Source organism: Microbacterium sp. MMO-10, from assembly GCF_037148715.1.
GTDB lineage: Bacteria > Actinomycetota > Actinomycetes > Actinomycetales > Microbacteriaceae > Microbacterium.
The window spans coordinates 204,828-226,674 of sequence record NZ_JBBCSV010000002.1; the positions used below are offsets into that span (position 1 = coordinate 204,828).

General features: G+C 71.5%; 17 protein-coding genes. 7 read left to right on the forward strand and 10 right to left on the reverse strand.

Annotated elements, in window-relative coordinates; all coding sequences use genetic code 11:
• Window positions 1-570 precede the first annotated feature (570 nt).
• Window positions 571-1,101, forward strand: coding sequence for an RNA 2'-phosphotransferase (locus tag WFJ17_RS05370; protein ID WP_285814309.1), 531 nt, complete (start codon window positions 571-573; stop codon window positions 1,099-1,101).
• An 82-nt stretch (window positions 1,102-1,183) separates the two neighbouring features.
• Here the strand turns inward: WFJ17_RS05370 and WFJ17_RS05375 are convergent, their stop codons facing one another.
• The 8 genes from WFJ17_RS05375 to WFJ17_RS05410 all read right to left on the reverse strand — a co-directional run bounded on the left by WFJ17_RS05375 (window position 1,184) and on the right by WFJ17_RS05410 (window position 10,676).
• Window positions 1,184-1,969, reverse strand: a complete 786-nt coding sequence (locus tag WFJ17_RS05375; protein WP_336647865.1) for an aquaporin — start codon at window positions 1,967-1,969, stop codon at window positions 1,184-1,186.
• A gap of 133 nt (window positions 1,970-2,102) precedes the next feature.
• Entirely contained in the window at window positions 2,103-4,334 is a 2,232-nt protein-coding gene (katG, locus tag WFJ17_RS05380) for a catalase/peroxidase HPI (protein WP_336647867.1), read from the reverse strand.
• 91 nt (window positions 4,335-4,425) lie between these two features.
• Entirely contained in the window at window positions 4,426-4,845 is a 420-nt protein-coding gene (locus WFJ17_RS05385) for a Fur family transcriptional regulator (RefSeq protein ID WP_251444981.1), read from the reverse strand.
• A 75-nt stretch (window positions 4,846-4,920) separates the two neighbouring features.
• On the reverse strand, window positions 4,921-6,231 hold the full coding sequence (locus WFJ17_RS05390) for a DUF58 domain-containing protein (RefSeq protein WP_336647868.1): 1,311 nt from the start codon (window positions 6,229-6,231) through the stop codon (window positions 4,921-4,923).
• Between the two features lie 20 nt (window positions 6,232-6,251).
• Window positions 6,252-7,175, reverse strand: a complete 924-nt coding sequence (locus WFJ17_RS05395) for an AAA family ATPase (protein ID WP_292881893.1) — start codon at window positions 7,173-7,175, stop codon at window positions 6,252-6,254.
• Window positions 7,176-7,357: 182 nt separating this feature from the next.
• A complete protein-coding gene (locus WFJ17_RS05400; protein ID WP_336647869.1) occupies window positions 7,358-8,587 on the reverse strand; it encodes a DUF4350 domain-containing protein in 1,230 nt (409 codons plus the stop codon).
• The gene (locus WFJ17_RS05405; RefSeq protein ID WP_336647870.1) at window positions 8,584-9,285 is read right to left on the reverse strand and encodes a DUF4129 domain-containing protein; all 702 of its coding nucleotides are present in this window, start codon (window positions 9,283-9,285) and stop codon (window positions 8,584-8,586) included. Before WFJ17_RS05405 ends, WFJ17_RS05400 begins: the two co-directional genes overlap by 4 nt.
• The gene (locus WFJ17_RS05410) at window positions 9,282-10,676 is read right to left on the reverse strand and encodes a glycerophosphoryl diester phosphodiesterase membrane domain-containing protein (protein ID WP_336647871.1); all 1,395 of its coding nucleotides are present in this window, start codon (window positions 10,674-10,676) and stop codon (window positions 9,282-9,284) included. Before WFJ17_RS05410 ends, WFJ17_RS05405 begins: the two co-directional genes overlap by 4 nt.
• A 221-nt stretch (window positions 10,677-10,897) precedes the next feature.
• Between WFJ17_RS05410 and mtrA the strand changes: the two genes are divergently transcribed.
• The 5 genes from mtrA (at window position 10,898) to hpf (ending at window position 16,692) form a co-directional block, all read left to right on the forward strand.
• Window positions 10,898-11,578, forward strand: coding sequence for an MtrAB system response regulator MtrA (mtrA, locus tag WFJ17_RS05415; RefSeq protein ID WP_336647872.1), 681 nt, complete (start codon window positions 10,898-10,900; stop codon window positions 11,576-11,578).
• Between the two features lie 63 nt (window positions 11,579-11,641).
• Window positions 11,642-13,324, forward strand: coding sequence for an MtrAB system histidine kinase MtrB (gene mtrB, locus WFJ17_RS05420; protein WP_251444961.1), 1,683 nt, complete (start codon window positions 11,642-11,644; stop codon window positions 13,322-13,324).
• Window positions 13,321-15,030, forward strand: coding sequence for an LpqB family beta-propeller domain-containing protein (locus WFJ17_RS05425; protein WP_251444958.1), 1,710 nt, complete (start codon window positions 13,321-13,323; stop codon window positions 15,028-15,030). The genes mtrB and WFJ17_RS05425 overlap by 4 nt, the downstream gene beginning before the upstream one ends.
• A 153-nt stretch (window positions 15,031-15,183) precedes the next feature.
• Window positions 15,184-15,861, forward strand: coding sequence for a ComF family protein (locus WFJ17_RS05430; RefSeq protein ID WP_336647873.1), 678 nt, complete (start codon window positions 15,184-15,186; stop codon window positions 15,859-15,861).
• A gap of 177 nt (window positions 15,862-16,038) precedes the next feature.
• Window positions 16,039-16,692 (forward strand): ribosome hibernation-promoting factor, HPF/YfiA family, encoded by a 654-nt coding sequence (gene hpf, locus WFJ17_RS05435; protein ID WP_251444952.1) that lies wholly within the window; start codon window positions 16,039-16,041, stop codon window positions 16,690-16,692.
• A 63-nt stretch (window positions 16,693-16,755) separates the two neighbouring features.
• On the opposite strand, the gene WFJ17_RS05440 is transcribed toward hpf, so the two are convergent.
• Window positions 16,756-18,078, reverse strand: coding sequence for a hypothetical protein (locus WFJ17_RS05440; RefSeq protein WP_251444949.1), 1,323 nt, complete (start codon window positions 18,076-18,078; stop codon window positions 16,756-16,758).
• Between the two features lie 59 nt (window positions 18,079-18,137).
• Window positions 18,138-18,755 carry a PadR family transcriptional regulator gene (locus tag WFJ17_RS05445; RefSeq protein ID WP_336647874.1) on the reverse strand — a complete coding sequence of 206 codons (618 nt, stop codon included), beginning with the start codon at window positions 18,753-18,755 and terminating at the stop codon, window positions 18,138-18,140.
• A 256-nt stretch (window positions 18,756-19,011) separates the two neighbouring features.
• Between WFJ17_RS05445 and secA the strand changes: the two genes are divergently transcribed.
• Window positions 19,012-21,816 carry a preprotein translocase subunit SecA gene (gene secA / locus WFJ17_RS05450; protein WP_251444943.1) on the forward strand — a complete coding sequence of 935 codons (2,805 nt, stop codon included), beginning with the start codon at window positions 19,012-19,014 and terminating at the stop codon, window positions 21,814-21,816.
• Window positions 21,817-21,847: the final 31 nt, after the last annotated feature.

A 21,847-nucleotide genomic window follows, 5' to 3' on the forward strand; every position in this document is an offset into this window, starting at 1 on the left:
GTGGCACGGAGGAAGTGGTGTGAGCGATTTTGATGTGATTCGAACGGGAGTGTAGTCTCTTCCGGTCGCGACACTGGCTAGTACGAGAGTTGGACGTGGGGTTCTGGCGGCAGCTGGGGTGACGACTACCTGGTAGCCGAGGTTTTCGAGGTCTCGAATGGCCCGTGCGCGGGCGCGTTGCGGGTCGCGGCGGGTGTAGATGCGGGGAATCAGTGTCTGCGAAGGCGGGTAGGCGCGCACGACGGTGACATGGCTGTTCTCGGGCCTGGGCGGCACGGTGGACACGACGGTGGTTCCGTCCATGGGCGTGACATTCGTCGGATGGCTGAACGTATTCGATCTGTGCTCCGCGAATCTTGATAGATCTCGATCTCACTGCCACGCCCGGAGGGGGCTGCGGATCATGCTGGTAGAACCATTTCTTACGCACAACGATTAACGATTCTGTTGACTTGGGTCACGATTTCCGCAGCCATGTTGGCGGGATGCGAAGGTCCCTATTGTTTCGGACCATTTTCGAGGGCTTTTGGTCGAGGAAGGTAAGGCGATGGCGGTGAGCGCGATCAAGAGCTGAGTCGAGCTGTCTCCCATGCGCTTCGACATGAGCCATGGGTGTACGAGCTCGAGCTAGATGAAGAGGGCTGGGTGCCGGTTGGTCAGTTGCTCGCAGCGTTGAACGAGAAGGGTCGTGATTGGCAAGAGGTTGATCGTGACGCGCTCGAAAGGATGTTGACGAATGCGACCAAGCGTCGGCACGAACTCGATGGCGACCGCATTCGCGCTCTCTACGGTCACTCGGTGCCAGGTGGAGTTCACAAGCTGCCGTCGACGCCCCCTGCTGTGTTGTTCCGCGGAACGGCCCCGGAGGCCTGGCCCGAGATCGAATCCAGCGGTCTGCTGCCGATGGCGCGCCAGTTCGTGCACCTGTCCGTGGATCGAGCTGTCGCACTCTCGGTGGGCCGGCGCAAGAGCGAACAACCGGTGATCATCGAGGTCGATGCGGAAGCGGCTGCTTCGGCAGGTATCGCGTTCTACAAGGGCAACGACCTCGTCTGGTTGGCGGGAAGCATCCCGAGCCGATTCTTGGAGCTGCGCGGGTAGTGGTGATGGCTGCGGTCCATCTCCACGTGAGGACGTCTGCTGCCTTGCCTGATGCGCGACGATGCGTTCTACGTCGGAAGTCTTAGCCCTGCGCGGCCGTCGCGCCTCGACCGTCGAACAGCGCGCGATAGGTGAAGCCGGCGATGAGGGCGCCGAGGACCGGGAAGACGAGGAAGACCCACAGCTGGGTGAGCGGTGCGACTCCGCCGTAGATCGCCGTGGACAGCGAACGTGCGGGGTTCAGCGAGGCGTTGTCGACGGGCAGGGTCGCGAGCACTCCGAGCGTGAGGGTCAGACCGATCGCGATACCGGCGAACGGTGTGCCGCGCAGCGGATGGGTGACTCCGAGGATCACGAACAGGAACAGCGCGGTGAACACCACTTCGACGATGATGGCCGCCCAGATTCCGAACCCTCCGGGGGAGAGCGCGCCCCAGCCGTTGCTCGCGAAACCCGCGTCCTGCGCGCGGGGCAGCCAGCCGTCCGGGCCGAACGTTCCGATCAGCGTCAACACGGTCGAGGCCACGACGCCGCCGACGCACTGCGCGACGACATACGGGCCGGTGTCCTTCCAGGCGATCCGTCCCGCCGCCGCCGCGCCGAGAGTGACCGCGGGATTGAAGTGGCCGCCGGAGATGGGGCCGAAGGCATAGACGCCCACCAGCACGGACAGCCCGACCGCCAGGGCCACCGCCAGATAGACGGAGCCCTGCGCACCGGGATCGGTGAAGTGGCTCGACGCGAACAGCGCGGTGCCCATGGCCGCGACGACGAGCAGGAACGTGCCGAGTCCCTCGGCGACGAGGCGCGCGGCGAGGGGCGATGCCGGGGCGGGGAGCTCCGGCGCGTCGATGGGGGAGGAGGACATGGGGCTCCTTGCTCTCGGGCGCCGTGCGGGCGCCGCTGTCCGTGAGCGAGACTACCCGCGATGCCCGGAACGGCGCGGCAACGCCGACGGCCCGCCCCGGGATCGGGACGGGCCGTCGGTCATGCGGATCCGCTCAGCGCACGTCGTAGCGGTCGAGCTCGGCGACCTTGACCCACGCCTTCACGAAGTCGTCCACGAACGTCGCGCTCGCGTCGTCGCTGGCGTACACCTCGGCGAGGGCCCGCAGCTCGGAGTTGGAGCCGAAGACGAGGTCGGTGCGAGTACCTACCCAGGTCTTCTCGCCGGTCGCGTCGTCGGTGGCCTGGAACGCGTGGGATCCGGGATCCAGGGGCTTCCACGTCGTGTTCAGATCCAGCACGTTCACGAAGAAGTCGTTCGTGAGCACGCCCGGCGTGCGGGTGAAGGCGCCGTAGGCGGATCCGTCCCAGTTCGCGCCCAGCACGCGCAGCCCGCCGACCAGCACCGTCATCTCGGGCGCGGACAGCGTCAGCAGTCCCGCCCGGTCGACGAGCAGGTGCTCCGCGGGGATGCCGCGCGCCACGTCGCTGACGTAGTTGCGGAAGCCGTCGGCCTGCGGGTTCAGGTACTGGAAGGACTCGACGTCGGTCTGCTCCTGAGTGGCGTCGGTGCGTCCCGGCGTGAACGGGATCTCGACGGCCCGCCCTCCGGCGGCCGCGGCCTGCTTCACGCCGACGTTGCCGGCGAGCACCACGAGGTCGGCGAACGACACCTGCGCGCCTCCGGCGGCGTTGAACGCCTCCCGCACGCCCTCGAGCGCGGCGATCACCCGGGCGAGCTCGGCGGGGCGGTTGACCTCCCAGCTGCGCTGCGGCTCGAGGCGGATCCGGCCGCCGTTCGCGCCGCCGCGCTTGTCGCTGCCGCGGAACGAGGCCGCCGCGGCCCACGCGGTCGACACGAGGTCGGACACGCTGAGCCCGGTCTCGGCGATGCGCCGTTCGAGCTCGGCGATCTCCGCGGCTCCGATGAGCGCGCCGGTGCGCGCGGGCAGCGGATCCTGCCAGAGCAGGTCCTCCGCCGGCACCTCGGCGCCGAGGTAGCGCGCCTTCGGGCCCAGGTCGCGGTGGGTGAGCTTGAACCAGGCGCGGCTGTAGGCGTCGGTGAACGCGGCCTGGTCGTCCTTGAAGCGCAGCGAGATCTCGCGGTAGATCGGATCCTCGCGCAGCGACAGGTCGGTAGTGAGCATGCGCGGTTCGCGACGCCCCTCGCCCTGCGCCTCGGGGACCATGTCGGAGCCGGCGCCGTCGACCGGCTTCCAGTGCTTGCCGCCGCCGGGGCCCGTCGTGAGCTCCCAGTCGTAGGCGAAGAGGATGTGGAAGAACTCGTTGTCCCAGCGGGTGGGGTGATAGGTCCAGGTGACCTCGAGACCGGATCCGATGGTGTCGTTGCCGTGACCGGCGCCGTGGCTGCTCTTCCAGCCGAGGCCCATCTGCTCCATCGGGGAGCCCTCGGGCGACTCGCCGACGTTGCCCGCCTCAGGAGCGGCGCCGTGCGTCTTGCCGAAGGTGTGCCCGCCGGCGATGAGCGCGACGGTCTCCTCGTCGTTCATCGCCATGCGGCCGAAGGTCTCCCGGATGTCCTTCGCGGCGAGAAGCGGATCCGGGTTGCCCTCCGGGCCCTCCGGGTTGACGTAGATGAGGCCCATCATGGTGGCCGCGAGCGGCTTCTCGAGCGAGCGCTCGCCGGCCTCGTCGGTCGAGATGCGGGCGCTCGAGTCGAGCCAGATCTTCTCGGACCCCCAGTACACGTCGTCGTCCGGCTCCCAGACGTCGGCGCGTCCGCCGGCGAAGCCGAAGGTGGGCATGCCCATCTGCTCATGCGCGACGTTGCCGGCGAGGATCATCAGGTCGCCCCAGCTGAGCGCCTTGCCGTAGGTCTTCTTGACGGGCCAGAGCAGACGTCGGGCCTTGTCCAGGCCCACGTTGTCCGGCCAGCTGTTCAGCGGGGCGAACCGCTGCTGCCCGGTGCCGCCGCCCCCGCGGCCGTCGAAGACCCGGTACGTGCCGGCGGAGTGCCAGGCCATGCGGATCATGAGCGGACCGTAGTTGCCGAAGTCGGCGGGCCACCACGGCTGCGACTCGGTGAGCAGGGCGGCGATGTCGCGCTTCACGGCATCGAGGTCGAGTGCCTCGAAGGCGGCGCGGTAGTCGAAGTCCGCGCCGTGCGGGTCTCCCACGGCGGGGTTCTTCGCGAGCTGGCGGAGGTTCAGGCGCTCGGGCCACCAGTCCGTGTTCCCGGTGCGTCCGCCGGTGGGGCGCGAGGAGCGTCCGGCGTGGTCGATGGGGCATTCCGCGGTGTTCTCAGATGCAGTGCTGATCTCAGACATGGCAGATCCTTTCTCTTCTGGGGTCGGTCGATGGCGCGCCGAACACCGGTCCCAGGCGGTCGGATCCCGGGGCGGTCGGCGCGGGTCGGGGTCAGGCGGCCGTGTGCACCTCGTCGCAGGCGGCGCAGATCGCCCGGTAGGTGACGGAGGCCTCGAGCAGGCGCATGCCGTGATCCTCGGAGGGATGCAGGCAGGGGGAGGCGCCGACGGCACATGCGACGACCTCCAGCCGGCCGCAGCGCACGCACTGCATGTGATGGTGGTTGTCGTCGGGCTCGACCTCGAACAGTGCGCGATCGGCGTCGGGCAGGCTCACCCGGCGGATGATGCCCGCCGTGGCCAGGTCGCCGAGGATCGCGTGCACGGTCGGCAGCGCGATGCCGGAGCCTTCGACGGCCGTGTGGATCCGGTCCGCGGGGCTGTGCGGGGCGAGGGCCAGGGCCTGAAGCACCGCGATGCGCTGCACCGTGACGCGCAGCCCTGCCGCGCGGAGGATCGCCGAGGTGTCCATGAGGCCACTCTAGCTTTTTCTGAATGATTCAGGAAAACGTCTGGCGGCTAGGCGTGTCGCACCCCTGCCGCACGCTCAGAGCCGGCCGGCCGCTTTGAGCTCGAGGTAGCGATCCGCGGTGCGCGGCGGGAGGTCGTCCGGGTCCGCGGCGAGCGGCTCGGCACCCGCCCTCCGGATCGCGTCAGCGACGCGGGCCGCATCGGCCAGGGTGCGCTCGGCCGCCGCGGCGAGGTACACGTCCTCCCGGGAGTCGCGCGCGCGGGCGAGGGCGTCGATCGAGACGTCGGTGGCGGACCCGACCAGCACCGTGGTCGCGCGGGAGACGTTCGGGAACGCCCCGAGGAAGGAGCGTGCGCTCTCGACCGCATCCTGTGCGGTGAGCACGACGACGAGCGACGGGCGCGTGGTCACCGTGCGGATCGCGGCGAACGCGGAGCCCCAGTCGGTGTCGACGAGTCGCGCGTGCACCGGGGCCATCGCGTCCGAGAGCGCGGGCAGCAGGGCGGTGCCCTCGACGCCGCTGACCCGTCCGCGCACGGCGCGGTCGAACAGCAGCAGGTGCACGTGGTCGCCGGCGCGCTGCGCGAGCGCGGCCAGCAGCAGCGCGGACTCATAGGCGGCGTCGAGCCGCGTGCCGTCTCCGACACGGGCGGCCGAGGTGCGCCCGGTGTCGATGAGGATCACCACGTGCCGGTCGCGCTCCGGGCGCCAGGTGCGCAGCATGGTCGTGCCGGCGCGTGCCGTGGCACGCCAGTCGATCGAGCGCACGTCGTCGCCGCGCACGTACTCGCGCAGCGAGTCGAACTCGGTGCCCTGGCCGCGCACCTGCACGCTCGTGTTGCCGTCGAGCTCGCGCAGGCGCGCCAGCCGCGACGGCAGGTGGCGACGGGAGGTGAACGGGGGCAGGATCCGGATCGCCCCGCGCACGCGGTGGCGTCCCTGACGACCGGCGACGCCCAGCGGCCCGGTCGAGCGCACGGCGACGAACTCGCTGGAGAGTTCGCCCCGGCGCCGGGGCAGCAGCGCGATGGGCAGTCGTCGCCGCTCGCCGGCGGGAAGATCCAGCCGTGCCCTTCCGTGCTCCGCGGCGTCGGCGGTCGGCTGCCAGCCGTCGCGGATCCGGCCGCGCAACCGGCGCGTGCCGAGGTTCTGCACGATCACGGTCGCCGTCACCGGCTCGAGCTGGCGGCCGCGGCTCGGCACCTCGCGGGTGATCCGCAGCGCGCCCACCGGCGCCGCCAGCAGCACGTCGACGCCGACGAGCGCCGCGCACAGCGCGAGCCAGCCGATCAGCACGAACCACGGCGGGATCCCGAGGGCGTCGAGCAGCACGAGCGGGACGACGCCGAGCGCGGCGACGATCACGAGGCGGCCGGTGAGGAACATGACGGGGGTGGTCTCCGGGCTCAGATCGGGACGCGGGTCTGCTGCACGACGCTCGTGAGCACGGCATCGGCGGAGACGCCCTCCATCTCGGCGTCGGGCCGCAGCTGCAGGCGGTGGCGCCACACCGGGATCAGCATGGTCTGCACGTGGTCGGGGGTGACCGCGCTCGATCCGTTCAGCCACGCCCAGGCCTTCGCCGCCGCGAGCAGGGCGGTCGAGGCGCGGGGGCTCGCGCCCAGCTGCACCGAGGGGGACTGGCGGGTGGCGCGTGCGAGGTCGACCACGTAGCCGAGCACGTCGTCGGTCACCTGCACGCGCCCCGCGGCCTGCTGCGCGGCGAGGATCTCCTCGGCCGTCACGACGGGGTGCAGATCCGTGAGCTCGCGCGGCGAGAAGCCGTCGGCGTGGCGGCGCAGCACCGACACCTCGGCATCGCGTTCGGGCATGCCGACCACGAGCTTCATGAGGAACCGGTCCAGCTGCGCCTCCGGCAGCGAGTAGGTGCCCTCGTGCTCGATCGGGTTCTGCGTCGCGGCGACGAGGAACGGATCCGGAAGCGGCAGGCTGGCGCCGTCGGAGGAGACCTGACGCTCCTCCATGGCCTCCAGCAGTGCGGCCTGCGTCTTCGGAGGGGTGCGGTTGATCTCGTCGGCGAGCAGGATGTTCGTGAACACGGGACCGCGGCGGAACTCGAACTCCCCGGTGCGCGCGTCGTAGACGAGCGAGCCCGTGACATCGCCGGGCATCAGGTCGGGCGTGAACTGGACGCGCTTCGTGTCGAGCCCGAGCGCCCGGGAGAACGAGCGCACCACGAGGGTCTTCGCGACACCGGGCACGCCCTCCAGCAGCACGTGCCCGCGCGCGAGCAGCGCGACGAGGAGCCCGGTGACGGTGCCGGCCTGGCCCACCACGGCCTTGTCCACCTCGGCGCGCACCCGCTGCATGGCCTGGCGCAGCGCGGCATCCTCGGACGCGGGGGCGCTCGGCGCCGTGGGCGCCGGTGCAGCGGTCGTCGTCGGTGCGGCACCGGCGTGGGGCGCCGGAGCCGGCGCCGCCGCGGGAGCGGGCGGGGACGGAGGACGCCCCGGGGCGGCGGATCCTGCGGGGTCGTAGCCGGGATGATCGGTCACGGGCTGCTCCTTTCGATGCGGACGGCGTTCTCGACCGCGGTCTCGAGCTCGGCGAGTCGGCGGGCGTAGGGCACGAGTTCGGCGTCGGCGCCGGGGAGGGGGCCGACGAGCAGGGCGCGGCAGTCGGCCCGATCGACCCTGATGCGGTCCGCCGCGGCGTCGGCGACGGCACCGGGGTCGGCGCGGGCGGCGAGGCCGAGGCGCAGCGCGAGCCGGGCGAGCGTGCCGGCGCGCAGCGCTTCGGCCGCATGCGTCGCGTCGGCCGCCTTCGCGGTGAGCCGGGCGCGGCCGAGCATCGTCTCCGACGCGCGCACGGTCACCGGGAGGGTCTCGGCGACGAGCGGGCCGAACCGGCGCCCGCGCCACACGGCGGCGAGCAGGGCGGTGATCATGCCGAGCGCGACGACCGGGCTCACCCAGCCGGGCGTGAGGTCGGCGAGGCTCTTCGGCACGTCGACGTCCGTGCGGTCCGAGTCCTCGAAGGACGGCACGTACCAGACCACGTGCGCACGGGCGCCGAGCAGGGCGAGGCCGAGGGCGGCGTTGCCGTTCTCGGCGAGCCGCTCGTTGGTGAACAGGGCGGCGCCGTCGACGATCGCCCGGCGTCGCCCGGCGTCGTCCGAGATCAGCACGGCCGCGCCGTCGGCGTCCCCGAAGCAGGCGGTGACCCCGGAGGCCGGGAGGAAGAGCTGTCCCGGCTCGATCGTGCCGACGTGCGCGAAAGCCGGTACGTCGCAGTCGGCGCCGACGGTCGGCGGCGCGGACGGGAAGGCGTAGCTCCCGAGGTCGAGCGTGCGCAGCATGCGGGCGCTGGGGGAGGTCAGCACCACGTCGTGCGCGGCGTCGGTCAGCTCGGCCACGGCGGCGTCGCTGAGCGTGTACGGATCGCTCATCACGAGCGTCGTGTCCTCGTCGAGGCGACGTTCGGCCTCGGCGCGGGTGCGCACGACGTCGACCGTCACGCCCTGCTGCCGGAGGATCTGCGCGAGCGCCTGCATGCCTCCGGGGCCGGGGCGTTCGGGGTCGAGACCGTCGCGCTGTGCGGACGAGGGGACGGCGAGCAGCAGCCCCGCGGCGCCGACGATGAGCACCAGGGCGACGACGAGCACCCAGCCCAGGGCGCGCCGCAGCCGGCCGGGGACGCGCACCAGGGTGTCGCGCGGCTGAGGTGCCGCTGGGGGATCCGTCTCGGCGCGGGCCGGAGACGACGGAGGCGCGGCGGTCATGCGGAGACCGTCTCCGGCAGGAGGGCGGGCCTCAGCGCACGGAGCCGATCGTCGGTCTGCGCGAGCGCGCGGTACAGCCCGGCGGAGCCCGCATGACCGAGGTAGCGGACGTCGTCGAACGCCACCGCGGCGTCGTGCAGCGCCTCGCCTTCGCCGGGGAACGGCACCACCGCCTCGCGCGCGATGGTCTGCGCGGTCGCCCCGGGCGCGGGCGAGATGAGGTCGCGCTCGATGAGAGAGCGGGCGACGGCGCGATAGCGCAGCACGATGGCCTCGGCCCAGTCCTCCGCGCGGGCGGCGCGCTCGGCGTCCGCACGCAGCTCCGCCGCGGAGCGGTCGTCCGCGGCGCCGAGCAGCACGGCGCCCGACGCGCGGGAGCGCGAGCGCCGGGGCCGCCCCCAGATCAGGAGCACGGCGATCAGCGCCGCGACGAGGACGGCCCCGATGACGATCGCCGCCCAGGGGCCCAGGTCCACCGCACGCTGCGGGGTGAACAACTGGATCAGGAAGTCGACGACGGCGCGCGCCCACTGGTCGATGAGCGTCGGCTTCGCCGCCTGGTACTCGGGCTTGGCGAGCTCCTTCTCGGCGAGTTCCCTGGCGCCGTCGCCGTCGGGGATGAGCGGGATCGCCGCGAGTCCGAACCACAGCGCCGCCGGTCCGACGGCACGCGCGAGACGACGAGGGGATCCGGTCATCGACGATCGGACCCGGGAGCGGCCCAGCCCTCGTCCGGCGTCGCCCACGGGCTCTGCTGCGCGGGCGGGATCGGGGCGGCGGGCGGCGGCGGGGCGAAGGCGGGCGGCGGGGTCGCCGCGTCGGGCGCCGGCGCCGGGGCCGGCACGGGGGCGGCCGGGTAGCCCTGCGGCACCGGGTAGCCCTGCGTCCCGGGCTGGCCCTGCGTCCCGGGGTAGCCCTGCGTCCCGGGGTAGCCCTGCGGCGTCGGGTAACCGGGAACCGGGCCCGGAGGAAGGGGATACGGCACGGAGGGGCGTGCCGGGCGGAAACCCGCACGGACTGCTCTGGCCGCGTCGGGACGGAACGGATCCGACCCGTCATCGAAACCGGCGGCCCGGCGCTCCATGGCCGCCATCAGATCCTGGTCGAGGCCCTCGTACCGCATCCGGCAGTCGATGTAGACGAGCGCTCCCGCGGTGGACTGCACGACCGAGCTGATCGACTGCAGCACGACGACGATGATCTCGGTGATGATGAGTCCGATGAGGGCGCCGGCGCTCGCGGAGAACTCGGTCATGCCGGTGGGGTTGAAGACCGGGCCGAACAGCGACGTGACGATGCTGCCGATCATGCCGACGGCCTGGGCGCCGATGTACATGATCGCGCCGATCACGAACACGATCCCGAACGCGAACCAGAACCGGCCGCGGGTCAGTCGCCAGGACCGCACGAGGGCCTCGCGGAGCCCGGCTCCCTCGATCACCAGGAGCGACGGGACCAGCATGAGCTTCGTCCCGATCCAGATCGACAGGGCGACGAGGCATCCGATCCCGAGCAGCACGGCGAGCACGGTGAAGACCACGCCGGCGCTGTCGAAGCCGGTGGGCAGCCCGATCGCGAGGAACGGGACGCCCAGGATCACCACGGCGGCCAGCGCGCCGGCCAGGCCGTACAACAGGGTGTAGCCGATCAGGCGCCACGCCGCGGGCCGCACGCGCTTCCAGAGGGCGCCGAGCGTGGCCGTCTCCCGCAGCACGGCCGCGCGCACGTCGGCCGCGACGATGCCCTGCACGATCGCGGTGAAGGCCACGGAGAACAGTCCCATCAGCAGGCCGGCGCCGCCGATGAAGGCGAACGAGCCCAGATAGAGCGTGAGCCACTCGTCGCTGCCCGGCTGCACCGTGTCGAGCCTGCTCAGGGTGGCGAACGAAACCACCCCGACGACGGAGAAGACCGCGACCATCACGACCAGCTGCACCACGACGGCGAAGCCGAACAGCACCTTGGGGTTGTGCCGCAGCGCGGCGAACGACTTGCCGAGGATCGTGCCGAAGCCGAGCGGCCGCAGCGGGATCAGGCCGGGCTTCGGCGCGGGGGTCCAGCCCTGCGCGGTGACACTCTGCTGGCTCACGAGTCCTCCGGTTCGCGTGTGGGTCCATCGTGTCACACCGTCATCGCCCCGGGGAGGACGACGGGGCCACGGCCGCGACGGCGCGGAGGAGCGGTCTCACCGGGATCCGCGAACTCCAGCGGGTGGTGAAGTACGCTGGACCGACGTGGGGGCGCTGGTACGCGCCCGCACGTCCGACACAGATCCGAACACCGCGAGATCCGAAAGACGACTGGCCGCCCATGACCTCACGCATCCTCGTGGTCGATGACGACACGGCTCTGGCCGAGATGATCGGCATCGTGCTGCGCACGGAGGGCTTCGAGCCCGTGTTCTGCGCGGACGGCGCGAAGGCCGTGGACGAATGGCGGACCCAGCGCCCCGACCTGGTGCTGCTGGATCTCATGCTGCCCGGCATGGACGGCATCGAGATCTGCACGCGCATCCGTGCCGAGTCCGGCGTCCCGGTGATCATGCTCACCGCCCGCGGGGACACGGCCGACGTCGTGCGCGGACTCGAGGTCGGCGCCGACGACTACATGGTCAAGCCGTTCAACCCGAAGGAGCTCGTCGCCCGCATCCGCACGCGGCTGCGCCCGACGCCGCAGGCGACCAGCGAGGTGCTGAGGATCGGCGACCTCACGATCGATGTGGACGCGCACGAGGTACGCCGCGGGAGTGCGCCGATCGCGCTGACCCCGCTCGAGTTCCAGCTGCTCGTCGCCCTCGCCTCGAAGCCCCAGCAGGTCTTCTCCCGGGAGATGCTGCTGGAGCAGGTCTGGGGCTACCACTACAAGGCCGACACCCGTCTGGTGAACGTGCACGTGCAGCGGCTGCGCGCCAAGGTCGAGCTCGACCCCGACAACCCGCGGATCGTGACCACGGTGCGCGGCGTCGGCTACCGCGCGGGGAGCGTGGTCTGACCCGGTCGGGTGGCGTCCGCGCCCCTGCCGCTGCAGAGCCCTCCCGTCGATGAGGATCCGCCGATGACGAACACCGTGGCGCTGGCGAACTCGGCCGCCCGTGGCGTTCGCCGCAACGGGCGCCGTCTGGCCCGACTGTGGCGTCAGTCGCTGCGGTTCCGCACGATGGTGATCGCGCTGGCGCTCACCAGCGTCGCGGTGCTCGTCACGTGCGTGCTGATGGCGCTCGCCGTGCAGAACCAGCTGTGGGACGCACGCAAGGACCAGGCGCTGCGCGATGCCTGGCGGGCCGCCAACTCCGCTCAGTCCGTCCTGTACTCGGCGAACACCCAGGGGTCGCAGACGGCAGGGCTCGGACTCATGCGCGACGTCCGGGACACCGTGCAGGGGGTCTCCGCCTCGCGCGTGCTCGGCGTCTTCCCGCTCGATCCGAACCAGCTGGTGCCGGGCATCGCGGTGGGCGGCTTCAACCGGGACGAGCTCGTCAGCGATCAGCTGCAGCAGCGGGTGGCCAAGGACGCCAGCACGCAGTGGTGGCAGCCGGTCGCGCTGCGCGACGCGGACGGATCCGAGCACGCCGGAATCCTCGTGGGGCAGCAGCTGACGGTGCCGGGCTCGGGCTCGTACGCCCTCTACGTCGCCTACGATCTCGCCGACACCGAGCAGACGCTCGCGCTCGTGCAGGGGAGCCTGTGGATCGCGGGTCTCGTGCTGGTCGCGCTGATCGGCGCGATCGCGTGGTTCTCCCTGCGCACCGTCGTCGAGCCGATCACGGCGGCGGCCGAGACGAGCGCGCGCTTCGCCGGAGGCGATCTCGACGTGCGCCTGCCGGTGCACGGCCAGGACGAGCTCGCGACGCTGGGCCGCTCCTTCAACGCGATGGCCGACAGCATCGAGGCGCAGATCAAAGAGCTCGGCGAGCTGTCGCTCGTGCAGCAGCGGTTCGTCTCCGACGTCTCGCACGAGCTGCGCACGCCGCTGACCACGATCCGGCTCGCGGCGGAGATGCTCAACGACCGTCGTGAGGAGTTCGATCCGACCACGGCGCGCACTGCGGAGCTGCTGCAGACCCAGGTGCACCGGTTCGACACGCTGCTCGCCGACCTGCTGGAGATCAGCCGCTACGACGCCGGCTCCGTGCAGCTGGAGACCGAGGCCACGAGTCTCGCCCATCTGGCGGAGGACCTGGTCGACGAGATGCGCCCGCTCGCGCAGACCCACGACACCGAGCTGCGCTTCGTCGCCCCGGGCGGGCACACGCCCGTCGACCTCGATCCGCGCCGGGTGCGCCGGATCCTGCGCAACCTCATCGGCAACGCCATCGAGCACGGCGAGGGGCATCCGATCGTGGTCACCGTGGACAGCAATCAGAACGCGGTGGCGGTCGGCGTGCGCGATCAGGGGATGGGGATGACCGCGGAGGACGCCGAGCGGGTGTTCGACCGGTTCTGGCGGGCGGACCCGTCCCGCCAGCGCACGATCGGCGGCACCGGGCTGGGGCTCTCGATCGCCCTGGGTGACGCGCGGCTGCATCGCGGAACCCTGGCGGTGTGGTCGCGTCCGGGGGAGGGCACCAACTTCGTGCTCACGCTCCCGCGCGGGTCGCGGCCCCTGGACGGCGCTTCGCCGGTCCCGCTGGAGGCGGTCGAGCCGATCGCCGAGCTCGGCGTGAGCACGGCCCCGCTCGCCGTCGCCGAGGCGGGCGCCGCCCTCCGCCAGACGGACGAGGATCAGGGGGAGTCATGAGAATCGGACGCATCATCCGCGGCGCGGTCGTCGCGCTCGCCCTGCTGGGGCTCACCGCCTGCGCGTCGCTGCCGGTCACGGGCGATGTGCGCCCCGGTCTCGCCGCGCGTCAGAACGACAGCGGATCCGATCTGGCGTTCGTGCCGCAGGGACCTTCCGACGGCATGGATCCGAAGCAGATCGTGCGCGGGTTCATCGATGCGGCTTCCAGCCCGAAGGACAGCTGGAGCATCGCCCGCCTGTTCCTCACCTCCGATGAGGCGCAGAAGTGGAAGCCGGACGTGGGGGTTACGATCGACACCGGCTCCGCCGATCGGCACTACGACGCCGCCGACGTGACGAAGGAGACGACCTCCACCACGGTGCGCCTCGGTCTGCAGCAGACGGCGAGCGTCGACGAGACGGGCGCGTATGCGGGCCAGCCCGTCAACCGCGCCGCCGACCTTCCCTTCACGCTCACCAAGACGAAGAACGGCCAGTGGCGGATCTCGCAGGCCCCCGACGGGATCGTGCTGGATGCCGACTCGTTCGCCGCAGCCGACGTCTTCGCGCCGTATGCCCTGCAGTACTTCGACCCCTCCTGGACGTACCTCGTGCCCGATGTGCGGTGGTTCCCGAAGCGGGAGAACACGGCCAGCCGCATCGTGCAGTCGCTCATCGGCGGCAAGCCCAGCCCGTGGCTCGCGAACGGCGTGCGCACCGCGTTCACGGGCGATGTCGCGCTCGCGCGGAACACGGTGACGCCGGAGTCGCAGGTCGCGGAGGTCGCTCTCAACGACGCCGCGCTCGTCGCGAACTCGGTCACCCTGTCGCGGATGCGCACGCAGCTGGAGCACAGTCTGAGCGGTCTCGGCGTGCTGCAGGTGAAGATCACGATCGCCGGCCGCGACACGGTCGCGGGGACCGCCTCCGTCGCGCCGACGACGGTCGACACCCGTCCTCTCGCGCTCACGGAGAAGGGCTTCGGTTTCCTCTCGAACGGAGAGATCGTGCCCGTCCCCGGGGTGTCGACGCAGATCGAGGACTTCCCTCAGGCGATCACGGCGATGAGCGCCGCCAGCGGCGCGCAGCGGGTCGCCGTGCAGGGCGGGGACGGAGCGGTGTACGCGGTCGCCGGGGGCAAGACCGACCAGATCGACGCGCGGCCCGATCTCATCGCCCCGACACTGGATCCCTTCGGGTACATCTGGACCGTGCCCGCGCAGAGCCCGGCGTCGATCTCGGCGTGGCCGGCGTCGTCGACGACCGCACGCGTGATCGCCGGTCCGGCGGACGCGGGCCGGGTCACCTCGTTCGCGGTGAGCAGGGACGGTGCGCGGCTCGTGATGGCCGTGGTGGCCGGGGGGCAGTCCCGGGTCGAGGTCTTCGCGATCACCCGTGACGACCGGGGAGCGCCTTCGGCGCTCGGCCCGGCCAATGTGATCGCCTGGCCCACCAGCGCCGTGGACGTGGCGTGGCTGGACGATTCGACGGTGGGGATCCTCGGCACCGATGGGTCGAACCTCGTGCTGCACGAGCAGCCTGTGGGCGGGCCCGCCAAGACGATCGACGCGCCCGATGCCGCGCAGAGCTTCGCGCCGGCGTCGCCGGTCTCGAACGTCCGGGTGCTCGGGGGCGGAGTGCTGTACCAGCGCAGCGGCCCCAACTGGCAGCAGGAGAGCACGGGAGTCAAGGTGCTCGCGGTGCAGCTCGGCGTCGGCGGCTGAATCCGGGGAGCCGCCCTGGACGCGGCCCCTGGCGTACTGCCGCGCTCGCGGGGCGGATCCGGGTCGTTCCGCACCGGGGAGTCCCGGGCTCCGCAGTGCACCGGTTCCGGCGAGCGGCGTTTCGGGGGTTCGGGAGCGTCCGAGACTCGGGGGATGTCCTCGGCGAACCGTCTCCTCCCGATCCTCCCTCAGGGCAGCGCCCGGCTGATCCGCGAGGTCGTCGACTTCGCCCTCGCCTCCGTGTGCGCCGGATGCGGTGCGCCCGGCACGGCACTGTGCGCGGAGTGCGAGGCGACGCTCGCACCGCGGGTCGTGCCGGTGCGCACCGGCGACGTGCCGGGATGCGCGGGGCTCGCCTTCGACGGCGTCGCCGCCGCGGTGCTGCGGGCGATCAAGGAGGACGGGCAGACGTCGCTGATCCGGCCGCTGCGACCGGCGCTCGCCGCGGCCGTGACGGCGCTGTGCTCCGGATCCGGCCGGGTGCTCCCGGTCGACGTGGTCGTGCCCGTGCCGACCTCGCGGGCGGCGTTCCGCCACCGGGGCTTCCGGCTGCCCGAGCTCCTCGCACGCGGGATCGGCGTCCCGATGCAGCGTGCGCTGCTGCCCGCCCGCCGTTTGGCCGACCAGCGCCTCCTCGGGGTGCAGGCACGGCGCACGAACCTGGCCGGCGCCTTCGTCGCGAACCGGGACGGAGGCGGTGCTTCGGCCGTCCTCGTGGACGACGTGATCACCACCGGGTCGACCTGCGGAGAGGCCGCGCGGGCGCTGCGCGCCGCGGGTTTCTCGGTCGTCGGCGCGGTCGCCGTGGCGGCGACGCCGCGACGTCGGTGAGCCTGCCGGACGGGCCGTGGCGGGCGTCGCCGCAGATCCTGGCCGAGCTCGCAGCGGATCCCCACGACACGCAGATGAATTGTGGATGACATCACGGGATCCGGCGACTACGGTGGGGACTCACAAAGGCGACCACGGTCCGCCCCCTACCGGTCGGACCGGAAAAAGGAGGTCAGGATGGAAACGAACATCGTCGGTGTCGGAGTCGGCATCAGCGATCGATTCCGAGCGGTGGTCGAGGAGAAGACCGCTCGGATCGCGACTATCGCGACGAAGGCGACGAGCCTGGACGTGAAGGTCACCCATCGTTCCTATCGCGGCGGTCATGTGGAGGATGAGACCGTCGAACTCACTCTCAACGGCAAGGGCCCGCTGGTCCGGGCCGAGGCGCGTGACGCGGACAAGTTCGCCGCGCTGGACCTCGCCGTCGACAAGCTCATCGAGCAGGTGCGGCGGGCCAAGGAGCGCCGCATCGACGGCCGGCACCATCCGCGCGGCGCGCACTTCGAGAAGGGCACCGGCGAGCTCTCGGGCATCGACGTGCAACCGGTCTCCGTCGACACGCTGCACGCCGTGTCCACCGGCGCGATCCCGACGCTGGAGAGCGAGGAGGAGTACTCCCCGGTCGTGATCCGCACGAAGAACTTCGATGCGGAGTGGATGACCGTGGAGGAGGCCGTGGACCGCATGGAGCTCGTCGGCCATGACTTCTTCCTGTTCGTGGACGCCCGCAGCGACCACCCGAGCGTCGTGTACCGCCGCAAGGGCTGGGACTACGGCGTGATCTCGCTCACCACCCAGGCGGCTCCCGCCGAGGAACTGGTGGGCTGAACCGCACCCCTAGACGCAGAAGCGGCCCGGGACCTCGGTCCCGGGCCGCTTCGTGTGCGGGGGTCAGTCGAAGATGTCGCCGAGCAGGCCGCCGATCACGAGTCCGCCGAGCACGCCGGTGACGACATCGCCGCCGCCTCCGCCGCGGCCGCCGCCCCCGCCCCAGCCGCCGCCACCGCCCCAGCCCTGATCGGGGCGGGAACGGTCGATGTCGTGCTGGGCGAGCTGCAGGGCCTCGGCCGCCAGCTGCGCGACGCGCCGGGCGGTGCTGAGCGCCTGCTCGCGCGTCTCCTCCGCGGGCAGCAGCGAGGGCGCGTCCACGCGCAGGCGCTCGGCCTCGGCAAGACGGGTGCGGGCGTCGGCGCCGATCCAGCCGCGGTGCCCCTCGATCAGACCGCGTGCGATCCCCAGCTGGCGATCGGCGTCGTCCAGGGCGTGCTGCACGGCGGCGATCGTCGGGAGCGGGTGCTCCGCGCGGTAGCGGGCGTCGGCGACGGCCGCGTCCAGCGCGGTGTTCGCGGCGCGCAGCCGGGTCAGCTCGCCGAACGGATCCGTGCGGCTCCCCGCCGGCGCGAGCTCGTTCAGCGCCTGCTGCAGGGCGACCGCCGCGGCGGAGACCGCCGGAGTGGCCGGCGCCTGGGACAGGGCGGCCAGGTCGCCACGGGAATCGGCGACGACCTCGGCGAGCGTGGACTCGGCCCGCAGCGCCTCGATCTCGAAGTCGTCGACCGCGTCGAGCAGGGCCGCGGCGCGGCGGGTGGCCTCGGTCGCCGTCTCGAGCGCCAGCACGGCCTCCTGGTTGCGCCCGGCGTCGCGGCGACGCTCGAACACGTCCGCGCCGTGCGACGCGAACACGATGAGCTGCGCCGCCTCCTCCGCACTGCGCGCGATGCGCTGCATGGCGGCGTCGGAGTAGCGGGTGGCGAGGCGGTCGACGGACGACTGCGCCTGCGGCACCCGGGTCTCGAGAGCGGCGGCATCGGCGCGCACGCGGGCGACGACCTGCGGGGCGTTGCGCACCCGGTTCACCGCGTCGGCGATCGCGGCCGACTTCTCGTCGATCAGATCCTCGGCCCACTGGCAGAGCTGCACGATGCGCGCGTTGCGGGTGCGCAGCTCCTCCGGCGTATCCGGGATCTCGTCGTGGTTCAGCTGGTGCAGCTGGAACGCCTCGCCCATGTGCGTGCGCACGGCGTCCACCGCGGCGCGGAAATCCGCCGTCATGTCGTCGCCGAGCTCTGCGGCCGCGAAGGCGAGTTCGTCGGCCGAGGTGCGGATCCGCTCGTCGGCGGCGACGATCGCCTGCTCGGCGCGGCGCGCGAGATCCGCGTCCTGCGCCTGCAGCTCGTCCTGTTCACGTTTGCGTCTGCCCCAAAAACCGGCCATGGGCCGATCCTATGGGCCGCGACCCTGCGGCGGCTGTGCATCCGCTACGCCCTCGGCGATCAGACCGCGGGCGGCGCTCCGGTCGTCGCCGCGCTCTTCGTCGGCCGCCCCCGCTTCGGACGATCGGCGGACAGCCCCAGCTCCCGCGCATGCCGGGGGCGGGTGGCGAGCCGCCGCTCGGTGTGGTCGAGCCAGCGGAGCTCGGCCTCCGCAGCGAAGATCAGGGAGTCGATCACGAGCGTCCAGGCCAGCTCCTCGGGGCCGTCGGGGTGGGCGCCCGCGTACGTCGCGCGCTGAAGCTCCTGCATCCGGCTCAGCGAGGCCCGGCGCTGCGCCTGGATCACGCTCGTGACGTCGACGCCGGGAAGCGTCGCGGCGACGGCGAGCTTGATCGCGAGCTCGTCCCTGGTTCCCGCTCCGCGCTCGACGGGGGAGGAGAGCCAGCCGGCGACCTCGGCGGATCCGGCGTCGGTGATGACCCAGTACACGTGCCCCTGCTCGTCGGCGTCGCCGCGTTCGACGAGTCCGTCCCGTTCCAGGCGCTCCAGGGTGTTGTAGATCTGTCCGACGTTGAGCGGCCAGGTGGATCCGGTGCGGCGGTCGAACTCCGCCCGCAGCTGGTAGCCGTAGCAGGGGCCCTGGTCGAGGATGGCGAGGAGACTCTGACGCACCGACATCGTCTTTCCTTTCCCGGAATCGCTTTCGCAGTATATGCATACCGGGAAAGCGAGGGAGAGTCCGGATCCGAGCGCATCACCGGAGGCGGATCCGCCCGCCGTCGGTCCGGGATCGGCTCGGCCGGGACCGGCGGCTCGCGGTCGATGATCATGCGCCGGACCGCCCAGAGGATCGACAGGTCACGGCCCGGTAACATGAACCCGTATGCCGTGCGCGTGACGCGCGGCACGAGACACCCTGAGGGAGATGGAATCCGTGGCGAATCCTCTTGAGAAGCTGCTGCGCGCGGGCGAGGGACGGATCCTGCGCCGCCTGAACGGCGTCGTCAAGGCCGTGAACGCGCTCGAGGACGACTTCGCGAAGCTCAGCGACGAGGACCTGCGCAACGAGACCGCCGAGCTGCGCGCGCGGTTCGAGAAGGGCGAGACCCTCGACCAGCTCATGCCGGAGGCCTTCGCGGCGGTGCGCGAGGCCGCCAAGCGCACGCTGGGCATGCGCGCCTACGACGTGCAGATCATGGGCGGCGCGGCCCTGCACGAGGGCAACATCGCCGAGATGAAGACCGGTGAGGGCAAGACCCTCGTGGCGACCTTCCCGTCGTACCTCAACGCCATCGCCGGCCAGGGCGTGCACGTCATCACCGTGAACGACTTCCTCGCGACCTACCAGTCCGAGCTCATGGGCCGTGTCTACCGCGCGCTCGGCATGACCACCGGAGTGATCGTCTCCGGGCAGACGCCCGAGGTGCGGCGCGAGCAGTACAACGCCGACATCACCTATGGCACGAACAACGAGTTCGGCTTCGACTACCTGCGCGACAACATGGCGTGGCGCAAGGAGGACCTCGTCCAGCGCGGCCACTTCTTCGCCATCGTCGACGAGGTCGACTCGATCCTCATCGACGAGGCGCGCACGCCGCTGATCATCTCGGGTCCGTCGTCCGGGGAGGCGAACCGCTGGTTCGCCGAGTTCGCGAAGATCGCGCGCACGCTCGAGGCGGGCGAGGACTACGAGGTCGACGAGAAGAAGCGCACCGTCGGCGTGCTCGAGCCCGGCATCGAGAAGGTCGAGGACTACCTCGGCATCGACAACCTCTACGAGTCGGCGAACACCCCGCTGATCTCGTTCCTGAACAACTCGATCAAGGCGCTCGCCCTGTTCAAGCGCGACACCGACTACGTCGTCATGAACGACGAGGTCATGATCGTCGACGAGCACACCGGCCGCATCCTCGTCGGGCGCCGCTACAACGAGGGCATCCACCAGGCCATCGAGGCGAAGGAGGGCGTGCCGGTCAAGGCCGAGAACCAGACCCTCGCCACCGTCACGCTGCAGAACTACTTCCGCCTGTACGACAAGCTCGCCGGCATGACCGGAACGGCCGACACCGAGGCCGCCGAGTTCATGTCCACGTACAAGCTCGGCGTCGTGCCGATCCCGACCAACAAGCCGATGATCCGCCAGGACAAGGCCGACCTCGTCTACAAGAACGAGACAGCCAAGTTCGCCCAGGTGGTCGAGGACATCGCTGCGCGGCACGAGAACGGCCAGCCCGTGCTCGTGGGAACCGTCAGCGTCGAGAAGAGCGAGTACCTCTCCCGGCTGCTGAGCAAGAAGGGCATCAAGCACGAGGTCCTGAACGCGAAGAACCACGCCCGCGAGGCCGAGATCGTCGCCCGCGCCGGACGCCTGGGTGCGGTCACCGTCGCCACCAACATGGCCGGTCGAGGCACCGACATCATGCTCGGCGGCAACGCCGAGTTCCTGGCGGTGCAGGAGCTGAAGTCGAAGGGCCTGGATCCGGTCGAGACGCCGGAGGAGTACGAGCAGGCCTGGGACGAGGCCTACGAGGCGATGAAGTCCAAGGTCGAGACCGAGGGCGCCAAGGTCGTCGAGGCCGGCGGACTGTACGTGCTCGGCACCGAGCGCCACGAATCGCGCCGCATCGACAACCAGCTGCGCGGCCGCTCGGGCCGTCAGGGCGACCCGGGCGAGAGCCGGTTCTACCTCAGCCTCACCGACGACCTCATGCGGCTCTTCCAGCAGGGCGCCGCCGAGGCGATCCTCGCGCGCACGAACTTCCCGGAGGACATGCCGATCGAGTCGGGTCTGGTGACCCGCGCGATCCGCAGCGCGCAGAGCCAGGTCGAGGCGCGCAACGCCGAGATGCGCAAGAACGTCCTCAAGTACGACGACGTGCTCAACCGTCAGCGCGAGGCGATCTACACCGACCGCCGGCACATCCTGGAGGGCGACGACATCGCCGACCGGGTCAAGCACTTCGTGGAGGACGCGATCGGCGCGGTCGTCGACGACCACACCGCCGAGGGCCACACCGAGAGCTGGGACTTCGACAGCCTGTGGACCGAGCTCAAGACGCTCTACCCGGTCGACGTCACGATCGACGAGGTCGTCGCCGAAGCCGGCGGCCGCAAGGGCGGGATCACCGCCGAGGGGCTCAAGCGCGAGCTCGTCTCCGACGCGATGGTCGCCTACGAGAAGCGCGAGGCGTCGCTCGGCGAGGCCGCCACCCGTGAGCTGGAGCGCCGGGTGGTGCTGCAGGTGCTAGACCGCCGCTGGCGCGACCACCTCTACGAGATGGACTACCTGAAGGACGGCATCGGCCTGCGCGCGATGGCGCAGCGCGATCCTCTGGTCGAGTACCAGCGCGAGGGCTACTCGATGTTCCAGGCGATGATGGGCCAGATCAAGGAGGAGTCGGTCGGCTACCTCTACAACCTCGAGGTCGAGGTGCGTCAGGCCGGCGACGAGGGCATCACCGAGGTCGAGGCCAAGGGGCTCACCGAATCCGCGGGCGACCAGCGCCTCGAGTACTCGGCGCCCAACGACGCCGGCGACGTCGAGGTGCGCAACGACCGCGGCCAGGTGCAGCAGGCGGCCACGGATCGCCTCCGCCAGGCGGCTGCTCAGGCTCAGGCCGGCGACGACGAGCAGCCGGCGCAGCCAGCGGCGCGCGGCGCCTTCGGTCAGCGCGTGGATGCCGGCGACGCGGCTCCGGCGAATCGCGCCGAGCGCCGCGCCCAGGGCAAGAAGAAGTAGGCGTCGTAAGACGACGAAGAGGCCGGCACCC

Excerpts from the sequence above, each read along its gene's own strand:
- WFJ17_RS05375 (WP_336647865.1), bottom strand. The coding sequence starts at position 1,969 with ATGTCCTCCTCCCCCATCGACGCGCCGGAGCTCCCCGCCCCGGCATCG.
- katG (WP_336647867.1), bottom strand. The coding sequence starts at position 4,334 with ATGTCTGAGATCAGCACTGCATCTGAGAACACCGCGGAATGCCCCATC.
- WFJ17_RS05385 (WP_251444981.1), bottom strand. The coding sequence starts at position 4,845 with ATGGACACCTCGGCGATCCTCCGCGCGGCAGGGCTGCGCGTCACGGTG.
- WFJ17_RS05390 (WP_336647868.1), bottom strand. The coding sequence starts at position 6,231 with ATGTTCCTCACCGGCCGCCTCGTGATCGTCGCCGCGCTCGGCGTCGTC.
- WFJ17_RS05395 (WP_292881893.1), bottom strand. The coding sequence starts at position 7,175 with ATGCAGCGGGTGCGCGCCGAGGTGGACAAGGCCGTGGTGGGCCAGGCC.
- WFJ17_RS05400 (WP_336647869.1), bottom strand. The coding sequence starts at position 8,587 with ATGACCGCCGCGCCTCCGTCGTCTCCGGCCCGCGCCGAGACGGATCCC.
- WFJ17_RS05405 (WP_336647870.1), bottom strand. The coding sequence starts at position 9,285 with ATGACCGGATCCCCTCGTCGTCTCGCGCGTGCCGTCGGACCGGCGGCG.
- mtrA (WP_336647872.1), top strand. The coding sequence starts at position 10,898 with ATGACCTCACGCATCCTCGTGGTCGATGACGACACGGCTCTGGCCGAG.
- mtrB (WP_251444961.1), top strand. The coding sequence starts at position 11,642 with ATGACGAACACCGTGGCGCTGGCGAACTCGGCCGCCCGTGGCGTTCGC.
- WFJ17_RS05425 (WP_251444958.1), top strand. The coding sequence starts at position 13,321 with ATGAGAATCGGACGCATCATCCGCGGCGCGGTCGTCGCGCTCGCCCTG.
- WFJ17_RS05430 (WP_336647873.1), top strand. The coding sequence starts at position 15,184 with ATGTCCTCGGCGAACCGTCTCCTCCCGATCCTCCCTCAGGGCAGCGCC.
- hpf (WP_251444952.1), top strand. The coding sequence starts at position 16,039 with ATGGAAACGAACATCGTCGGTGTCGGAGTCGGCATCAGCGATCGATTC.
- WFJ17_RS05440 (WP_251444949.1), bottom strand. The coding sequence starts at position 18,078 with ATGGCCGGTTTTTGGGGCAGACGCAAACGTGAACAGGACGAGCTGCAG.
- WFJ17_RS05445 (WP_336647874.1), bottom strand. The coding sequence starts at position 18,755 with ATGTCGGTGCGTCAGAGTCTCCTCGCCATCCTCGACCAGGGCCCCTGC.